This window comes from Streptomyces canus, assembly GCF_001514145.1.
Classification (GTDB): Bacteria; Actinomycetota; Actinomycetes; order Streptomycetales; family Streptomycetaceae; genus Streptomyces; species Streptomyces canus.
In genome coordinates, this window is record NZ_KQ948679.1 from 11,452 (window position 1) to 28,770 (window position 17,319).

19 protein-coding genes are annotated in these 17,319 nt (G+C 70.9%); 1 reads left to right on the plus strand and 18 read right to left on the minus strand.

The genetic code is table 11. From position 1 onward, the window contains the following. Nucleotides 1-11: 11 nt before the first annotated feature. From AQJ46_RS45535 to AQJ46_RS45575, 9 genes are all read right to left on the minus strand, one after another. Nucleotides 12-1,325 carry a cytochrome P450 family protein gene (locus AQJ46_RS45535; protein WP_059211248.1) on the minus strand — a complete coding sequence of 438 codons (1,314 nt, stop codon included), beginning with the start codon at nt 1,323-1,325 and terminating at the stop codon, nt 12-14. Then, nucleotides 1,322-2,605 (minus strand): cytochrome P450 family protein, encoded by a 1,284-nt coding sequence (locus AQJ46_RS45540; RefSeq protein ID WP_059211249.1) that lies wholly within the window; start codon nt 2,603-2,605, stop codon nt 1,322-1,324. Before AQJ46_RS45540 ends, AQJ46_RS45535 begins: the two co-directional genes overlap by 4 nt. Then, nucleotides 2,602-3,204 (minus strand): GTP-binding protein, encoded by a 603-nt coding sequence (locus AQJ46_RS45545; RefSeq protein WP_225887603.1) that lies wholly within the window; start codon nt 3,202-3,204, stop codon nt 2,602-2,604. Before AQJ46_RS45545 ends, AQJ46_RS45540 begins: the two co-directional genes overlap by 4 nt. Continuing rightward, nucleotides 3,182-3,556, minus strand: a complete 375-nt coding sequence (locus tag AQJ46_RS45550) for a DUF742 domain-containing protein (RefSeq protein WP_059211250.1) — start codon at nt 3,554-3,556, stop codon at nt 3,182-3,184. The genes AQJ46_RS45545 and AQJ46_RS45550 overlap by 23 nt, the downstream gene beginning before the upstream one ends. Next, nucleotides 3,553-3,963 carry a roadblock/LC7 domain-containing protein gene (locus AQJ46_RS45555; RefSeq protein WP_059211251.1) on the minus strand — a complete coding sequence of 137 codons (411 nt, stop codon included), beginning with the start codon at nt 3,961-3,963 and terminating at the stop codon, nt 3,553-3,555. The genes AQJ46_RS45550 and AQJ46_RS45555 overlap by 4 nt, the downstream gene beginning before the upstream one ends. Further along, nucleotides 3,960-5,312 carry an ATP-binding protein gene (locus AQJ46_RS45560; RefSeq protein ID WP_059211252.1) on the minus strand — a complete coding sequence of 451 codons (1,353 nt, stop codon included), beginning with the start codon at nt 5,310-5,312 and terminating at the stop codon, nt 3,960-3,962. Before AQJ46_RS45560 ends, AQJ46_RS45555 begins: the two co-directional genes overlap by 4 nt. Before the next feature lie 46 nt (nt 5,313-5,358). After that, the gene (locus tag AQJ46_RS45565; RefSeq protein WP_059211253.1) at nt 5,359-5,688 is read right to left on the minus strand and encodes a hypothetical protein; all 330 of its coding nucleotides are present in this window, start codon (nt 5,686-5,688) and stop codon (nt 5,359-5,361) included. 127 nt (nt 5,689-5,815) lie between these two features. Then, the gene (locus AQJ46_RS53375; protein WP_079072750.1) at nt 5,816-6,643 is read right to left on the minus strand and encodes an ATP-binding protein; all 828 of its coding nucleotides are present in this window, start codon (nt 6,641-6,643) and stop codon (nt 5,816-5,818) included. Beyond that, nucleotides 6,640-7,674 carry an ATP-binding protein gene (locus AQJ46_RS45575; RefSeq protein ID WP_059211255.1) on the minus strand — a complete coding sequence of 345 codons (1,035 nt, stop codon included), beginning with the start codon at nt 7,672-7,674 and terminating at the stop codon, nt 6,640-6,642. Before AQJ46_RS45575 ends, AQJ46_RS53375 begins: the two co-directional genes overlap by 4 nt. A 132-nt stretch (nt 7,675-7,806) precedes the next feature. Here AQJ46_RS45575 and AQJ46_RS45580 point away from each other — a divergent pair, with 132 nt between their 5' ends. Continuing rightward, nucleotides 7,807-8,574, plus strand: a complete 768-nt coding sequence (locus tag AQJ46_RS45580) for a GntR family transcriptional regulator (protein WP_059211256.1) — start codon at nt 7,807-7,809, stop codon at nt 8,572-8,574. Between the two features lie 22 nt (nt 8,575-8,596). Here the strand turns inward: AQJ46_RS45580 and AQJ46_RS45585 are convergent, their stop codons facing one another. The 9 genes from AQJ46_RS45585 to AQJ46_RS45625 all read right to left on the minus strand — a co-directional run bounded on the left by AQJ46_RS45585 (nt 8,597) and on the right by AQJ46_RS45625 (nt 17,172). Then, nucleotides 8,597-9,061: a hypothetical protein gene (locus tag AQJ46_RS45585; RefSeq protein ID WP_059211257.1), complete on the minus strand. Its 465-nt coding sequence runs from the start codon at nt 9,059-9,061 to the stop codon at nt 8,597-8,599. A gap of 403 nt (nt 9,062-9,464) precedes the next feature. Further along, nucleotides 9,465-9,881, minus strand: a complete 417-nt coding sequence (locus AQJ46_RS45590) for a hypothetical protein (RefSeq protein WP_059211258.1) — start codon at nt 9,879-9,881, stop codon at nt 9,465-9,467. Between the two features lie 138 nt (nt 9,882-10,019). Next, entirely contained in the window at nt 10,020-10,499 is a 480-nt protein-coding gene (locus tag AQJ46_RS45595; RefSeq protein ID WP_063803937.1) for an NUDIX hydrolase, read from the minus strand. Between the two features lie 30 nt (nt 10,500-10,529). Further along, nucleotides 10,530-12,149, minus strand: coding sequence for a carbamoyltransferase family protein (locus AQJ46_RS45600; RefSeq protein WP_059211259.1), 1,620 nt, complete (start codon nt 12,147-12,149; stop codon nt 10,530-10,532). Next, nucleotides 12,149-13,015 (minus strand): AAA family ATPase, encoded by an 867-nt coding sequence (locus AQJ46_RS45605; RefSeq protein WP_059211260.1) that lies wholly within the window; start codon nt 13,013-13,015, stop codon nt 12,149-12,151. Before AQJ46_RS45605 ends, AQJ46_RS45600 begins: the two co-directional genes overlap by 1 nt. 2 nt (nt 13,016-13,017) lie before the next feature. Beyond that, on the minus strand, nt 13,018-14,049 hold the full coding sequence (locus AQJ46_RS45610) for a Gfo/Idh/MocA family protein (protein ID WP_059211261.1): 1,032 nt from the start codon (nt 14,047-14,049) through the stop codon (nt 13,018-13,020). Continuing rightward, nucleotides 14,046-14,951, minus strand: a complete 906-nt coding sequence (locus AQJ46_RS45615) for a sugar phosphate isomerase/epimerase family protein (RefSeq protein ID WP_059211262.1) — start codon at nt 14,949-14,951, stop codon at nt 14,046-14,048. Before AQJ46_RS45615 ends, AQJ46_RS45610 begins: the two co-directional genes overlap by 4 nt. Beyond that, nucleotides 14,948-16,192: a methionine adenosyltransferase gene (locus AQJ46_RS45620; RefSeq protein ID WP_059211263.1), complete on the minus strand. Its 1,245-nt coding sequence runs from the start codon at nt 16,190-16,192 to the stop codon at nt 14,948-14,950. Before AQJ46_RS45620 ends, AQJ46_RS45615 begins: the two co-directional genes overlap by 4 nt. Then, nucleotides 16,183-17,172 carry a glycosyltransferase gene (locus tag AQJ46_RS45625; protein WP_079072751.1) on the minus strand — a complete coding sequence of 330 codons (990 nt, stop codon included), beginning with the start codon at nt 17,170-17,172 and terminating at the stop codon, nt 16,183-16,185. Before AQJ46_RS45625 ends, AQJ46_RS45620 begins: the two co-directional genes overlap by 10 nt. Between the last annotated feature and the right edge of the window lie 147 nt (nt 17,173-17,319).

A 17,319-nucleotide genomic window follows, 5' to 3' on the forward strand; every position in this document is an offset into this window, starting at 1 on the left:
CGCACGGGGGCTTACGCGGGTTCGGCGACGGCAGACTCTCCGGCGTCGACGTCCTCCACCGGCGCGGGAGGTCCGAGACGGACGGGCAAGTGGGTGTGCCCGTTGGTGATGATGCTGGGCAGGGGCTCCAGCTCGTCGGGGTCGACGGCGAGGCTCAGGCGCGGGAAGCGCGCGAAGAGTTCCTGGAGGGCTATGCGCAGCTCGATGCGGGCGAGCTCCATGCCCACGCACAGGTGTGCGCCGTGGCCGAACGCGAGATGCTCGCCGGTGGTGGGCCGGGTGACGTCGAATTCGTCGGCGCGCTCCCCGTGCACCTTCCGGTCGCGGCCGACGGCCGCGTAGTTGATGGCGATGGCGTCACCGCGGGCGAAGGTGATGCCGGTGGGCTCGTCGTGCAGGTCCTCGGCCGCGAACCTGAGGATGATCGTGGCGACGGGAGCCTGATGGCGCAGGCACTCGTCGACGACTTGGCTCCACGGCAGGGTTCCGCTCGTGGCCAGGGCCAGCTGGTCGGGGTGAGTGGTCAGGTTGACGACGGCGTGGTCGATCGCGTTGACGGTCGTCTCGTGTCCGGCGCCAATGAGCAGGAGGAAACTGTCAGCGAGTTCGGTCCCGCTGATCTCGCCCGCGTCATGGGCGGCGATGAGCTGGGAGGTGATGTCGTCGGCCTGGTTGCGCCGCTTGTAGCCGATCAGCTTGTTGATGAGCTCGTAGATGCGGACCATCGCGAAGTGGCCCTCTTCGGGGCTGGTCGTGGTGATGAACAGGGCGCCGACCGAGTCCCGGAAGTCGTCGTGGAACTGGTCCGGGACGCCCAAGATCAGGTTGACCACTTGGAGGGGCAGCCGCCACGCGAACCGTGCCCGCAGGTCCACTACGTCGTCGGGGCCGGTGACGGCGAGCTCGTCGAGCAGGGTGCGGGTGACGTCGGTGATCTGCGGGGCCAGGGCGCGGACGCGGCGCGGGCTGAACGCGGCGGCCAGGGGGCGCCGCAGCCGCTTGTGTTCTGAGCCGTACGCGGTCAGGGCGTTGCGGACGTCGACCCAGATCCGCAGAGGCCAGTCGTCGGGGATCTCGCGGTTGATGTAGGCCGGCCAGTGCTGATATGCGTCCTTGCTGATCTTGGGGTGGGAGAGGAGGCGCCGGATGAGGTCGGCGTCGGTGACCGTCCAGGCGGGGATGCCGCCGGGCAGGATGACGCGGGCGGCGGGTCCGGCCTCGCGCAGGGCGGCGGTCTCGCCGTGGATGTCGCTTCCGGTCGGATCGAGGAGGTAGTGCCAGCGATCGGAGGAGGCGGGGGGCGCGGAAGTGGGGAGCGTGGTCATGCTGCTGCGGTCCTTCCGGATCGGGTGGGGTGGGGGGTGGCGCGCTGGAATCGCACGGGCAGCGCGGCGGGACCGGCGATGAAGGTGCCGGGCATCGGGGGGACCTGGTCGGCGGGGATGGCCAGAGTCAGGCTGGGCAGACGGTCCAGGGCCCGCTCGACGGCCGTCTCGCAGATCACGCGCGCCAGGTCGGGTGCGGCGCACGCGTGCGCCCCGGCAGAGAACGCGAGGTGCCCGCGGTTGCCGGTGCGCGCGCCGGGGGGCAGGCCGAGAGTGAGGGCGGGATCGGCATTGGCTGCGGCGAAGGAGACCAGGATCGGAATTCCGGGCTGGACCTGGACCCCCTCGACGACCTGAACGCCCTGCGCGTACAGGGGGCAATAGTTCGGGACGGGCGGGTCCTGCCACAGCACGTCGTCGAGAGCAGCGGATACCGGGTGCACGCCGGTGTGGACGTCGCCGGCGAACCGGTCGTCGGTGAGGATCCGCAGCAGTCCGGACGCGATGAGCTTGGCGGGGGGCGGGCCTGCCGCACCGAACAGGAGGATGAGGGTGGGCACGAGTTCGCCGTCGGTCAGGCCTGCGGCGATCAGTGAGCTGACGACGTCCCGCCCGGGATAGTTCCGTTTGTGCCGGATCAGTTCCAGGCACGCCTGTTCCAGGGCCGCGTTGGCCTCGGCCGCGTCGGGCCCGGCGAGGAACAGCCGGGTGACCGTGCGAACGATCTGATCGCCGATCGGGGGCGGGGACTGGTACATCGCGTTGACCGTCAGCATGGGCAGCACGTCGCAGTACTGGGCCACCAGGTCAGCTGTACCGATGGGCGCGATCTCGTCGATCAGATGGTCGGCGATCTCTGTGACGGTGCGGGTCAGCTGATGGGTGTCGACCGTCCCGAGCGCCGACGTGAGCGCCCCGCGCAGACGCAGGTGCTCGTCGCCGTCCTTCCACAGCGCGTTGTCGCGCGGGCCCATCATCATCAGGGCAGGGCTGGTGGGCGGCACGTCACCGCGGCGCAGGGCCTCCCAGTGGTTCGGATCCTTCCTGAACCGCCGCGGGTTGTTGCGCAGCAGGTACATTGCGGCGCGGAACGACACGGCGAGGTAGCCCCAGACGCCGGGTTCGATCTCGACGGGCGCCACCGGGCCTTGGGCCCTCAGCCGTTCGTAGGTGCCGTGCGGGTTGTCGCTGAACGGGCGGCCGTAGATCGGCAACGGTCCGTTGTGGGCGGGCTGGTACACCGGGCACTGCCCGGCGCCCTGCTGGGCGGGGTAGGTCATCGCACGGGCTCCGGGAGCTTGGTCAGGAGATGCTGCACGAGGGCGATCAGCGCATCGCGGGTGCTGAGGCGGGAGCGGGCGTCGCAGAACACGAGCGGGATGCTCGGGGCGAGCTCCATGACCTCGCGCAGCCGCTCCTCGGTGTAGCGGTCGGCGCCGTCGAACTCGTTGACGGCGATCACATAGGTCAGGCCGAGTTCCTCGACGAGGTCGAGGATCGGATACGTCTCCGCGAGGTGCCGCGGGTCGCACAGCACGAGGGCGCCCAGCGCACCGTGGGCCAGGTCTTCGAGGATGTCGAAGAAGCGGGTCTGGCCGGGGGCACCGAACAGGTAGAGGACCAGTTCCTCATTCAGGTTCACGCGGCCGAAGTCCATGGCCACGGTCGTGGTCGTCTTATGGGGGAGGTCGGCGCGGTCGATGCCGCTGCCCGCGGTCGTCATCACCTCTTCCGTCTTGATGGGGCGGATCTCGGAGACGGCTTGCACCGCTGTGGTCTTACCGGCGCCCATGTGGCCGACGATCAGGATCTTCACGGTGCGCTCGTTGCCGCGCAGCACCGGTCCAGGGTCGGAGTCAGAGTCGATGTAGTCCTGCAAGGACTGCCTCCAAGGTGTTTCGATCAGGGCCTTCGGCGGGGCCGTCGGTGATGCGCCGCCCGGACGCGGCGATGTGGCCGGACTCGATGAGGTCGCAGAGCAGGACACGGATCACGGCCAAGGGCAGGTGCAGGAACGCGCCGAGCTCGATGACGGACTGGGCGCCGCGCGCGAGATGGCCGAGGATCTTGTTCTGTTCCTCGTTGAGGTCGGACCGGCTGAGGTAGGGGGCCGACGACGACAGGCTGATCAGCGTGATCTGGTCGAGGGTGTTGCGGGTGGGCGAGGACCGGCCGCCCGTGACCACGTACGTTGCGACCAGCCGGTCACCGCCTCGACGGCGGGCCGTCATCCCTGCGTTGAGGGCTCGCGTGGTGCCACGGACAGGGGGTCACCGAGACGTTCGACGGTCTTTTCCATCCGGTACGAGATCGCCTCGATGTCCACCTGGCTGCCGGCCGACACCACCAGGTGGCTGCCAGAGCCGGCGGCGATCACGAACAGGTACCCGTCCTGGTACTGGACCATGGTCTGCTGCCACACGGTGTTGTCCTCCGTGACGAATTCACCGGCGCTGCGGCTGAGGGACTGAAGCCCGGACACACTCGCCGCGATCCGGTCGGCGAGGTTCCTGTTCACGCCGTCCGAGGACGCCACGGTCAGGCCGTCAGCGGACAGCACCAGCGCATGCCGGGCGTGGAGGATGTCGAGCAGCTCATTGAGAATCCAGCTGAGGTTGGGGCGGGCTGCTTGCGTCATCGGGGGGACTCCTCACTCGTGGGGGAAGGGTTGGACATTTGGGGGTCGTCCGCGGTCTGAGGGGCGTCCGCGTGGATGCCGCTGGTGGCCCGGACGAATGCGGCAAGCCCGCGCCCGGACCCGGTCGGCGGGGGCTCGGCCCCGGCCAGCGGTCGCCGCGGCCGGATCGTGTCCTGACTGGCAGGCCGCCCGGAGTTCCGCTTGGCGAGCCCGTCGTGGGTGATCTCGTAGGGGCCTGCGGCGGCGACCGTGCTCGGGTCGGCTTGGCGGACCGGCGCCGCGGGCGCCGTCTGCTGCACCGGGGCAGGGGCCGTCTCTGCAGGGGGCGGCGCATCGGCGAGCAGCGCCTGAGGCAGGAACACGACGGCCCGCACACCGCCGTAGTGAGAGGCGTCATCGAGATAGACGCGGAAGCCGTACCTGCGGGCGAGCACGCCGGCGCCGAGGAGCCCGAAGCTGGGCGGGTTGCGCAGCTCGGTGAGCCGGAACGAGCCGTCCCCGGACAGCCGCCGCTTGGCCTCCAGTTCGGCCTCGGCACTCATCCCGGCCCCGGCGTCGTGGATCTCGATGCTGACGCCCTGGGCTCCCTCGACGAGCCGTACGTCCACCGGCGTGGACGGGGCGCTGTGCCGGGCCGCGTTGTCGAGGAGTTCGGCGAGGACCAGGACGACGGGCTCGACGTTTCGGTCAGCGAGGTACAGGCCGGATGCGCGGGGCGGCCGAACGCGCTGGTAGTCGCGGATGCGGGACATGGCGCCCCTGATCGCATCGTTCAGGGGGACGTTGTCCCTCTGGCGACCGGGCCAGGTGCCTGCGATCACGCCGAGAACCTGCAGCCGGCGAAGGAGCTGGTTGCCCGCGTGGTCGACGGGCTGGACCAGGGCCAGGACCCGCTCATCGTCCTCGGCGTCCAGCAGATTGGAGATCGCGCTCTGCTGCTCGTAGAGGAGGGCCTGCACGGACTTGACGCAGGCGCGCACTGTGGACCGGGTGGCCTCCTCCGCCTTCCGGGATGCCCCGTCCATCAGGGCACCAACCTGTTTGAGGACCGATTCGTAGGCGGCAGCCGTGACGGTGCTGTTCAGCTCCGGGTGGAGCAGCCCGCCGAAGCTGGGCGGGGTGCCGTGCTGCAGCGCGTATGCCAGGGCGGGCAGCCTGGAGTCGGCGAGCTGACGGGCCTCCTCATCCCGCGCGGCGATCAGGCGGTCGGCCTCAGCGGCCCGCCGTTCGGCGTCGGCCGCCCTCTTGTCGGCAGCCTTGCGTCGGGCCCGGTAGTGCAGAGCGGCCCCGCCAACAGCGGTGAGGGGGACGTAGGGCGTCCACAGGAGCACGTCATGTATCAGGGACATCAGATCCTCGTGACGGATGGACAGCAGATGGGTGGGAGAAGGGAGATCACCCGAGCAGGGGCAGCAGGGGGTGCAGCACCAGGGGCGCGGTGTAGGCGCGGCCGCCGTGGACCGTGTTGCCCATGCGGGCCCACCGCAGTTCCTCGCACGCCGTGAGTAAGGGCGGCACCTGGAGCGTCCCGCTGTCGAAGTGCCGGGCGGGCGGGGGCCATTGGGCGCCTAGCCCGGAACCGGGTGGCAAGAACAGCACCCACTCGCCGCGGCGGGCCATGGCCGCACCGATGGGGTGAGGGCGGCAGTGCGCGAGGCGGTCGACAGCCTGCCGGGCCTGTTTCTCGGGCAGTACAACGATGTCGAAATCGGCCCCGACCTTCACGTTCAGGGGGCGTGAGGCCAGGTGCGCGGCCGGCAGTATGTCGGCCAGAGTGGGGGGCTGCCCGTGTGCGCCGCGTGGCTGTCCGGCTGGGCCGGTCGCGTGCGTAAGGGGGGCCGCGCCCACGTGTTCAGATATGGCTATGGGTGGCATCGCAAGAGTCCTCGCAGGGGGCAGCGGCGACGGTGCCCTGGGGGGTGTGGACGGGAGGGGTCGTGCTTGCGGGGAGGGTGAGGCAGGCCGCCACGGCCGTACCGCGGCCGCACGGGTTCACCGTGTAGCGGCTGGCGAGTGTGTCGACGATGAGGAGACCGCGGCCGTGCTCGTCGTCGGCGTGCGCCGGGTTGGTCTTGATGGGCCGGCGGGGCCCCTGGTCGGCGCAGAACACCCACACGTCGTCGGCGGTCAGGATCATGCCCACCGTCACGCGGTCGTTCGGGGCGTGCAGGAGGGCGTTGGTCGCCAGTTCCGACACGATCAGTGTCAGGTCCTGGATGGCTTGTGGCGGGATGTTCCACCGTCGGCATGTCTGCGTCACCAGGTGGCGGGCGTCAGCCGGGGTGGCCTTTGAGTGGCCGGGCAGCTGCCAGGTCATCCGCCGGGTGTTCGTCCCGCTTGAGGTGCGCTGCGGGGGCACGGGCTGCGGGCGGGGCGGAACACGTTGTGGCTCGGTCCAGAGCACGGGAAGCATTTCCTGCCTGCTCCAGCTGCTCGGCGGGGGGTGCACGCTCATCTCGTGAATTCCTGACAGGTTTCCCGGGGAGGTCTCATCGGGGACCGTGGGCAGCGTGTGCGGTGCGATCTGCGGTTCGTGGGCGGGAATCGGGTCTTCGTGGCGGCCCTGCCCGTCGACGGGTGCGGGCTGGGCTCCCAGCTGCGGCAGGTGATGGCGGAGACCGTCCCTGTGTTCGGCAGGTGGGGACGCACTGGTGTGCTGGTCGCCCGCGGGGCCGGTCATGTGAGGCCCTCCCCCGGCGGCAGGACTGCGCGCACCGTCTTGCCGAGGCCGTCGGGGGCGAGGAACCACAGCAGTTCCGCTCCCAGGTCGAGGGCGTCGCGCAGACCGCGGCCGCGCTCTCCGCTCAGAGCGGCGTGCGCGTCAGGGAAGCTCGGGTTGGGGTCCTCGACGTCGATGAGCAGGTTTCCCTCATCGGTGAAGGAGAGGTGGATGTGCATCGTGGCCGGGGCCTTGTTGGCGGGCCGGCCGTGTGCCACGGCGTTGGCGGCGAGGCGGGCGAGGACCTCGACGGCGGCGTCCACGTCGCCGGGCCACCGCCGCATCGACAGACGCATCCGCGCCAGCACCTTCAGCTGGCGCACACTGCCCGGAGCCAGGTCGTAGGTGCCGGACCATACGGCGGCGGGCCCTGGCAGCGGCGGCGCACCAAGGTACACGGCGAACGCCGACTGGTCGATGATGAAGGTCCGCAGCGAGAGGCGGTCTGCGGAGCGGCTGGCGACTTCCTGCTCGCTCTGCGCGATCAGCCCGGTGGCGCTGCCGTCCCTCAGGGCGCGTTCGATCGCGTGCCATCCGGTCCGGCCGCGGCGCGAGGTGGCGAGCGGGGCCAGATCGTATGCCTCGTGGATGACCGTCCAGCCTTGCGCGGCGGCGAAGGTGTTCAGGGCGGCCAGCGTTCGGTTGGCGGACTCTGCCTCGGCGGCGCAGGTGTAGAGCACGACGTGCGCCCCACGGGCGGGGCGGCCGACGATGCTGCTGGTGGGCGGGAGCGAGGCGCTTTGCCCGACCGAGCCTCGGGTGTCGATTTCCGCCCAGACCACTGAGGTGCGGTCTTTCCTAAAGTCGTGCCCGTAACGGTCCGATGCCTTCTGAAGGAGGCGGAAGAGGTCCGACAGGAGATCGTCGCTGATGGTGGACGGCACCTGGGCCTCGATCCGGAGGTAGCCGAGCTCCTGGCTTTCGACCGGACTCGCACCTAGCGCCTGCAGCATCGAGACAATCGCGGTGGCCTGGGCGTTCGGCGAGTTCACGGATCTCTCCCGTGCACGATTGATCACGTACAGTAGATTTAATGCATTAGCTTGGACCTGATGCATTAAATTGTCAATCGAGTCGCCCGAACCCGGGCATCTAGGAGCCGCTGACCAGTACGGAGTCCGCGTATGGGCCACGAGGAGCCGCCGCAGCACGAGGTCGTCGCCAACGACCTGCGCCGTCGACTCGACAGCGGCGAATGGGGTGTTGGAGAAAGGCTTCCCTCCCGCGCACGCCTGGCCGAGGAGTACGGGGTCGGCGCAAACGTCATGCAGAAGGCCCAGGAGCGGCTCATCGCCGAAGGCCGACTGCAGGGCCGCGCCGGATCCGGCACGTTCGTCGCCGAGCTCCGCGAACGCCGCCGCATGATCCGCTCCCGCCACCGGGAGCGCCGCCGCGGCAGTCCGTTCCGGGCAGACATGGCCGAACTCGGCCGCGAGGGAACCTGGGAGGCACACTCCGAAGCCCGCACACCCGCCCCGCACGACATCGCCCAGAGACTGGGTATCGAGCCCGGCGACCCGTGCGTCCGCACCAGCTACGAGTTCCTCGCCGACGCCCAGCCCGCCCAGCTCTCCCTGCCCTGGGAACCGATGGCGATCACAGGCGACACCCCCATCCTGCTGCCCGAGATGGGCCCGCTCGCCGGCAAAGGCGTCGTCGAACGGATGCGCTCCATCGGCGTCGACATCGTCTCCGCGCTGGAAGTCCCCCGCCCCGGCCGCGCCACCCAGGAGCAGGCCAACCTGCTCGGGATCGGCCGCGGGGACTTGGTCCTCGTCATCGAGCGGACCTACTACGACGGCGACGGCCGCGCGGTGGAGACCGCCGACATCACCGTCCCACACGCCCGTTGGGAAGTTGCCTACGAGTTCGGAGTGGACGCCGCCCGGTAGGACCGCAGGGGCCGCCACCATCTCACCAGCCCCTGCCACCGGGGGCCCGGTCTCGCCTGGGCTCAGTGCGCCCACGGCGCGGAACCCGCAACTCGCGCATCGAATCGGCAGGTTGCGCCTGCCGCCCGGGCCATCGCCGCACCGCGTCCCTCAGCGCCGCGCGCAGCGCGGCTACAGGCGTCAGGCCCTGCGATCGCTCGATCAGCCAGTAGGGACCGGGAGGTGCCTCCTTGCCGTCCGCGGGCAACACCACGTCCGTGCAGGATGCGCGAGCGCCCAGGTGGTACGGCAGCCAGTGGGTGGCATCGGCGGGGACGAGAAAGGACAAGGTGGCAGCGCCCGGCACCGGGTTCACGCTGACCGCGCCCGGCGCAGTCAGCTGCTCCAGCGCCTGCAGCGCAAGGAACTGGCAGACCGTGATGACGTCGACCTCGTCGGCCGCAGTCGTGTCCCACCGGCTCGACCGAGCCATCCCGTCGCAGCCCATGCGGTTGCCTCCTCCACCCGCGGATCACGTGACGGTAGAGCCGGGCAGGGCGCCGTGGGCGAACTGAGAGTTCGCAATATCCGGAGCCCCCTCTCCCTCTCTATGGGCATCGGTGATGGCTGGTTGGTCCACTGAGCGACACGGAGCACGGCGATGCCCGCAGCCCGCTCCAAACTGTGTGACTCACACGGTTTAAGGCGTCCATCGTCATGGCCGGTGAGCCGATTAGCAACGGCCGGCCTACTGGGCGCAGTGTCACTGCGAACGCGCGAACCGTGTCGAGAGTGAGGCACCTCGAGTCGCGGTTGGCCTCAGTGGGCCGTCTCCCCCTCGGCATAGCCCGGTCCGGATCCGCTGGCTGGCGGCGGAGTCCGGTTCGAGCAAGTCTCCTGCTGCGCCTCCCTCAGGCGCGCTCCAGCCGATTGGCGAGGGCGTCGACCTTGCGGCGAAATGTGGGACGTACCCGAAGCTGCAGATCCCGGACCATGGCCCTGGCGACGGGGCTGCGGGAAAGGTCTTTCGGGGCGAGGTCCTCCAGGCCGAGCAGGTGCACCAGGACCGCGACGTCGTCGCGGCGCTGGTGATAGCAGCGGGCCACCTCGAGGCCGAAGGTGAACTGCCGCTCCCTGCTGGGCAGTCGGCTGGTGTCGACCTGGTCGGCCAGCCGTAGCCCTTCGCCTGCCTCACCGGCGAGCATCTCGACGCTCATCGTGCAGCGCCAGTTGGTGGGGCCGAACACCGTCCACTGGATGTTGCCCTCCCCCGCGGTCCGGGCGAGCGGCAGGGCCCGCTGTTCCAGCCGCCGGCGGGCTTGCTGCAATTTGCTGGGAGGCTGCGGGACATGCGCTGTGCGACGCGTTCGTGCCTGCTCCATGGCGCCTGGTGCTCGGCCGACCAGGCATCGTGCCTGACTCGATCTCGTCGTCGGCGGGTCAGTGCCGAGGTACCCGAGGAAGGATCATCCGGCCAGCACGACGGGGCGCACGGGTGCACCATGTTCGAGGACGCCGGTGACGAGGTCGGCGAGACCAAGCGGGTAGACCGTGTCGGCCGTGGTGTTCAGTTCGGCGAGGGGCCACCAGCGGTGTTCGCGGATGTTGTCGGGCTGCGAGGCCCGGGCCGGGTCGACGGCGGCCGCGGGGATGCGGGCGAGGAAGTACTTCTCCACTTGGCGGACTTCGCGGCCGCCGACAAGGTGGTCCTTGCTGCGTTCCGCGAGCTGGTCCCCGAGCTCGACCTCCTTCTCGTCGATACCGAGCTCTTCACCCAGCTCGCGGAGTACGGCCGCGCTGTGGTCTCCCTTGTCTTCGTCCTCGAGGGAGCCGCCGGGCGTCGCCCAGAAGCCGCCGTTCTCGTCGTAGCGCAGCAACAGGACGCGGTCCTGGTCGTCGAGGACGATGGCGCGGGCGGCTTCCCTCAGCGGCGGAGTGGAGGTCATGTCCTCAGTTTGGCAGCGTCTGGGAGGGGATCAGGACCGCTCCACGACGTATTCGCCAATGCAGGCCGCGTCCAGGTCGCAGGCCTGGAATGTGGCGAGTGCGTGGGCGGGGGTCTCGACGATGGGTTCGCGGTCGTTGTAGCTGGTGTTCAGGACGACGGGCACGCCGGTGAGCTGGTAGAAGTGCTCGATCAGTGCTCCGTAGACGGGTGCGACGGTGGGGTCGACGGTCTGGACGCGGGCGGTGCCGTCGACGTGTACGACTCCGGCGATCTTGTCGGCGTGGTCGGGGCGGACAGGCGGGGCGAGCAGCATAAACGGGCTGGACACGTCCAGATCGAACCAGGCGCCCGCGTGGTGGGCGAGGACGGCCGGTGCGAATGGCCTGAACGGTTCGCGGTGCTTGATCCTCTGGTTGAGGGCGTCGGAGCTGTCGCGGGTGCGGGGATCGGCGAGGATGCTGCGGGCCCCCAGCGCACGGGGCCCGAGTTCGCTGCCGCCCTGGAACCAGCCGATGATCTTCCCGTCGGCGATCATCTGGGCGGCCGTGCGGGCGATGTCACTCTCGCGCCGCCATGTGAACGGCGTGCGCCGGCGTTCGACCAGGCCGGAGCGGGGGTCACGGCGCAGAGCCTGTTCGATCTCTTCGCCAGCGTAGTCGCGGCCGAAGTAGTCACTGTGCAGAGTGCGCTTGGGCAGTTCACCGGTGAGGCGGTGCCAGGCATAGAGGGCGCAGCCGAGGGCCTGGCCGCGGTCGGATGCGGCGGGCGGGGCGAAGTAGCCGGTGACCTCGGGCAGACGGCGGAGCTTGTCGGCGGCGACGCAGTTGAGGGCGACGCCGCCGGCGAAGCACAAGTCGGGCAGGCCGGTGGTGGCGAGCGTCTGGGTGGCGAGCGTGCACAGGGCGCGCTCGGTCTGGTCCTGGACGTAGGCGGCCGCGTGGGCGGCCAGTCCGTGCGCACCGAGGCTGCCGTACGGGCCGAAGTCGAACCCGGTCCGCCTCGCGAGGTCGGCGATGCCAGGGGCGTGGGTGTGGGTGAGTCGTCCGTGGACCTGGGTGTCCACGACGTCGAACAGCGGGGCGGGGTAGAGGCCCGGGTCGCCGTACGCCGCGAGGGCCATGGTCTTGCCGGCCTCCTGCTCATGCCAGCCGAGGTGGTTGGTGAAGGCCTCGTAGGTTGCGCCAATCCCGCCCGCCCTGGGCCTGGTGGGCGGGTTGCCGCCCTGGCGCTCGATGCCGTCGGGGGTCGCGGCGTAGTAGGTCTCGGTGTCGTTGTTGTTGCCGGCGCCGTCGACGACCAGCACGGTCGCCTCCTCGTACGGGCTGAGGCAGTAGGCGGTGTACGCGTGGCTGAGATGGTGGTCGACCGGCACGATCCGCTCGCGGTCGATACCGAGGTGCGTGAGGCTGGTCTCGGTCCGGGTGGGCGGGGTGCGGCCGATGCCGCTGACGGCGACCAGGTCGACGTCGGCGAGGGTGAGGTTGGCCGCGCGCAGGCAGTACAGGAGCGAAGCGGCGAAGCCGGGGCTGTAGCGGGTGCGGTTGAGGCGTTCCTCGCCGATCGCGACTATCACGCTTTCGGTGATCAGTGCGGCGCCGCCGTCGTGGCCGAGGTTGATGCCGACGACGCAGGGGGTGGTGCGGCTCATCAGGCGGCCCTTCGGTCGGGGGCGGCGAGCGGGTTCCACAGGCGGTTGCGCCCGGCCGGGTCGCGGTGCAGGGTGCCGAGTTGGCAGAGCTGGACGGTGCCGCCGCGGTGGTCGATCGCTGGGGTGAAGGGGTGGCCGAGGGCTTCCAGCCCGCCGAGTTGGGTGTAGGCATCGGTGAACTGCTCATCCAGCGGCGGCCGCGGGTTGGGGGCGGCTGCGGAGGTGAGGTGGCGCGCGGTCTGGTCGAGGCCTGCGTCCGCGAGGACGCCGGCGACTTGGGCGAGGACCGCTTGCGGGGTGGCCCCGTCGGTGTTGATGATCGCGGGTGGCGTCGGGCACAGCGTGGGGGCGATGTCGGTGTAGAAGGTGTGCAGCCGCTCCAGCAGGCCTTCGTCGAACCACTGTTTCCAGCGCGGCAGTTCGGCCACTTTTCCGCGGCGGGTCAGGCTCTGGTCGGGGCTGACCAGGAGGATCGCGGTGAGGACTGCCTCCGGGACTTCGGGAGCGATGCGGCGGGCGTAGAAGTCACGTGCGACCGTGTAGGGCAGGGAGTCCTGGGCGTGGGTGGCGTAGCAGTAGGCCAGCGCCCCGAGGTGGTTGCGGTCGGCGATGAGCAGACGGGTTGCCTCGTCGGTGACCAGGCGGCGCATGGCCCGGGCCTTGTCGAGTTCGTGCCGCAGGAACCACAGGGTGTGTCCGGCCGGACTGGGGTGGATGGGGGCGGACAGGCCGGTGGCGAGGCGGGCGTTGGGCTCGGTGATCCACATCGTGTCGTCGCCGAGAGCGCACACCATGCGGGCGAGCAGGGAGGTCTTGCCCGCTCCGGGCGGGCCGTCCAGGACCAGTACGGGGGCGTCGTGGGCCACGATCAGGTGTCCTTCCGTGTGCGGGTGAGGCCTGCCAGTGCGAGGGCGAGGTCCTCGACGCGCAGCGCGAGGTCGGCGCTGGTCGGCAGGTCGGCGGGGTGCTGCCCGCACAGGCGGGCGTCGACGGCCGCCCACATGGCGGCGAACGGATCGGCGAAGCCGCTCTGTGTGCCGTCGGCGGTGGTGAGCTGGGTGGTGGCGGCCGGCTCGTAGGGGCGGGCGAAGTCGATGGTGGCGGCCGCTGACTGGTCGGCGAAGTGGATCTGCTCGTGGAAGGTCCCGGCCGGGGTGGCGCTGATGACCAGGGTGAACGGCTCCCCCGCGGGCCCGTGCAGGAGCGCGTGGACGGATTGCCCGGCGGGGTCGAGGTGGCACGCGGTGGCGGTGGTGCCGGGGACGGCCAGGACGAGTGCGGTCAGCAGGTGGTAGCCCTGCCACAGCAGGATCTGCAGCGCGGTCACCTGGGACGGGGCGAGGTGGTCGGGGACGGGTTGGGGCGGGTCGTCGGTGAACGTGTACGGCGTGAACCCGGGAGGGAGCAGGCGGCGGCGCGCGGCTTCGTCGACGCCGTCGGCCTTCACCAGCCAGCCTCCGGTGGGTTCGGGCACGTGGGCGAGGGCGGCGTGCAGCGCCGGGTCGTGGGCGCGCATCGCGCCGACCTCCAGCAGCAGACCAGCATCGCGGGCCCGCTCGGCGAGCTTGCGGGTGCGGATGACGTCCAGGCAGACGGGTTTCTCGGTGACGACGTGGACGCCGGCATCGAGGGCTTCCTCGATGAGGTCCTCGTGGACGCCGGTCAGCACGACCAGCACGTCGGCGTCGGCCAGGAGGTCGCCGACCCGGGTCGCGGTGCGGGGCACGGCGAAGTGCTGCTGTGCGGTGCCGGCCCGGGTGGGGTCGCGGTCAGCGACTGCGATCACGTCGAACGTGTCGGAGGCCGCGAGCAGCGGGAGGTGCAGGCCGAAGGCGGCGGCGCCGCATCCGGCAACCGCGAGCCGCCACGGGCGGGCGGGCGCGTTGAGGGTGGGGGTCATCGGGATGCCTCCGCGAGGGTCCAGCAGCGGGTGGCCGCGTGGTGGGACTGGCGGGCGATCTCGCCTGCGGGCAGCGCCCGCAGCTCGGGGTTGAACAGCTCCACGCTCACCGGCCCGGCGTACCCCACCTGGTCCAGGGCGTCGGCGAGGGCCGGCCACTCCAGCGCCCCGTCGCCCGGGAACAGGCTTTGTGCATCGGTGAGTTCGCCGACGGTGCGGTGGGCGGGGGTGTCGGCGATCTGTACGTGCGTGATGCGGTCCCGGCCAAGAGCGGTGATGTGGCCCGGGTCGGCGCCGGCGGCCACCCAGTGGAAGGAGTCCACCAACACACCTGCGTTCTCAGCGCCGGTGTCGTCCAGCAGTTCGGCGAGTTGGGGCAGGCTGTCGACGACCGGGTGCGGGCCGTCCAGCTCGGGCGGCAGCCCGGTGCGGATGCTGACGGCCTCGACGGCGAGCCGCACGCCGTACGCGGCGGCCGCGGCGGCGAGCTCGGCGATCCGCTCCCGCGCGACGGCCCGTGCCTCGGTGGTCGCCAGCGGGGAGCGGGGGTTGAGGACGGTCGTGGCGACGGTGCAGCCCAGTTCGGCCATGGTTTCCAGCCGGCTGGACAGACCGTCCAGGCAGGATCGGTAGGTGTCCGGGGCGACCAGCAGCGGGGCGGGCACGACCGGCCCGGCGGGCAGGATGCCGCTCGCGGCCGCCACGCTCACTCCCATCTCCTGCAGCAGGTCGCGCGAGGGCCCGGTGCCGTGGGATTGGGCCTGCTGGATGGAGACTTCGACCGTGGGGAATCCGGCGCCCGCCGCCAGGGCCAGGAACTGCTCCAGCGGGATTCCGGAGAGGGTGGCCGGGTTGAGGCAGGGCACGAACCGCCCGGCAGCGTCAGTGCGGGGCGCGGTCATGCCGTGGCCAGCTTCCCGTCCAGCAGCTGCTCGCGCAGCGTGCCCAGGTCCGCCATCACGTCGGCGATCACCCGCCGGACGTCGGCCTTGCCGAGGGGGTGGGGACCGGGGGTCTGCACGATCACCTGCCAGGGATCGGTCAGGTCCCGGCCGGACTGGGAGACAAGCACGACCGCGCAGTCCAGCCCGGTCTCCTCGTGCAGACGGCGGGCGGCCTCGGCGGCGGCCAGGTTATACAGCTTGCCGACGTGGTAGACGGGGTTCTTCCCGGAGACACCTTCGGCGGACCAGGGCCTGAGCATGCTGATCAGGCCGTTGGCCCGGTTGCCGCGTCCGACGACGCCTTCGTCGCCGGACTCGATCGACGAGCCGGTCGCCGTCAGATACAGCTCCGGACGGGTGTCGTCGTCGCGGGTGTTGATGGCCACGGTCACCTGGTGCTCGGGTGCGATCGTGGACGCGAGGTGGGTGATCAGGTCGCGGGCCTGGGTCCGGCGGGTGATGTAGGTGTCCAGGTCCGCCGTCTCGCGGGCGATCTGCGGCACGCAGGCCGTCAGCTGCACGCTTGTGCCGTGCCGGACGACCATGAGCTTGATGTCGGTGCCGTAGTAGGGGTGTTCGGCGCGGAACGCCTCGCTCGTCAGCTGCTCCTCGACGCCGAGGGCGAGCTGCTCGGCGATGCCCAGCGGCCAGTAGGCGACGCCGGCTGAAGTGTCGTTGCTGAACATGCGGTGGCGTTCGGCGAGGTCGTCGAGGGTGCGCGGGGCGAACCATCGCTGGCGGGAGGCCTCGCGCTGGGCGGCTTCCGGGGCGTGGACGGCGCCAGGGCTGGAGGCCTGCGTCAGCCGCGGCCGTACGTCGACCCAGCGGTCGACGTCGAGCAGCGGCAGAGCACTCGCGAGATAGTCGCGCGCGGCCGTGGTGACGATGTCGGCGACCGGGATGGTGTGGTCGCCGAGGGCGGCGGTGATGCGCCCGTTGACCAGGACCTGGATGGGCGCGGTGAGCTCGCCGTGGCCGAAGCGGACGTCGGCGGCCCCGCCGAGCAGGGACGTCTTGTCCGTGTTGTGGTGCAGGATCGCGCCGAACTCCTCGAGGCAGTAGCGGCTGTAGGCGCGGGAGATCGCCTCGGCCACGCCGTCGGCGAGGGTGTCGGGGTGGCCGGCGCCCTTGCGCTCGACGACCTCGGCGCCCAGCGGGGTGGAGGCGGCGGGCAGACCGGTGGTGGTGATCACGTCCATGCGGGGGACTCCTTCGTCGGGGCGTGCTGGGCGAGGGCGATGGGGCGGCGGCCGAGCAGGCGCAGCCGTCCGCGTTCGAGGTGGTAGGCGCCGATCCGGACCAGGTCGCGGGCGCCTTCGACGGCGTGGGCGCGGTCCAGGAAGGTCCACCCGGCGGCCAGGTTGATGACGGCGGCGTGTACCGCTTCGCGGCCGGCCTGGATCGCGGCGGGTTCCACGAGCACGCTCAGGTGCATCCGGGCGACGCACACGCCGTGCCCGGCGCCCTGGCGCAGGAAGTACTTGAGGGTGGTCTCGGGGCGGTAGACGGGGTGGGAGGCGACGGCGGACGGCTCGATGAGGGTGTGGTGGCCGGCCTGGCGGGCCCGGTCGATGAATTCGAGATCCTCGCAGTCGCCCATCCACCGGCCCCGGCGCCCGAGATCGGTACGGAACAGACCGATATCGAGAGCGGTCTGGCGGTGGAAGAGCAGGTTGCAGCCGGTGACCCAGTACGGCCACACGGCCAGCTCCCGGCCCTCGGGCCAGTCCACAGCGCCGTGGCACTCGCGCAGCGCCTTCGTCAACACCGTGACCTGGCCGCCCGGGTAGGTCACGTGGGTACGGCCACCGACGGCAAACACCTCTTCGTCCTCGATCGCGCCGACGAGCGCCTGCAGCCAGCCGGGCTCGGGGAGGATGTCGGGGTCGGTGACGGCGACGTACCGGCCGAGCGCCGCGCAGATCCCGCGGTTGCGGCCCGCGCTCAGGCCCGGCGTCGGCTCGTACAGCACCCGCACGGTGAACGGCCAGTCGCCGTCGCGGATCGCATCCGCGATCGGCCGGATCGGTCCGGGCAGGTCGTTGTCCACGATCACGGCCTCGAACCGGGCGGCCGGCAACGTCTGCCTGGACAGCGCGGCCAGCAGACTCCTCAGGCTCGCGGTGTTGCCCCGGGCGCTGACCACGACGGAGACCAACGGTTCCTGAGCAGGTGTCATCAGTGCTCCCTCTCGTTCGAACTGGGCAGGTGGGGTGCCGCAGGCGGCTGCGACACGAACGAGAATGGGCTCAACTGTTCGACGTCGTCGACCGGTTGAGGGGGGTCCCGTGGGGGTCCCGCCTTCGCAAAGGAGTCACCAGTCCTG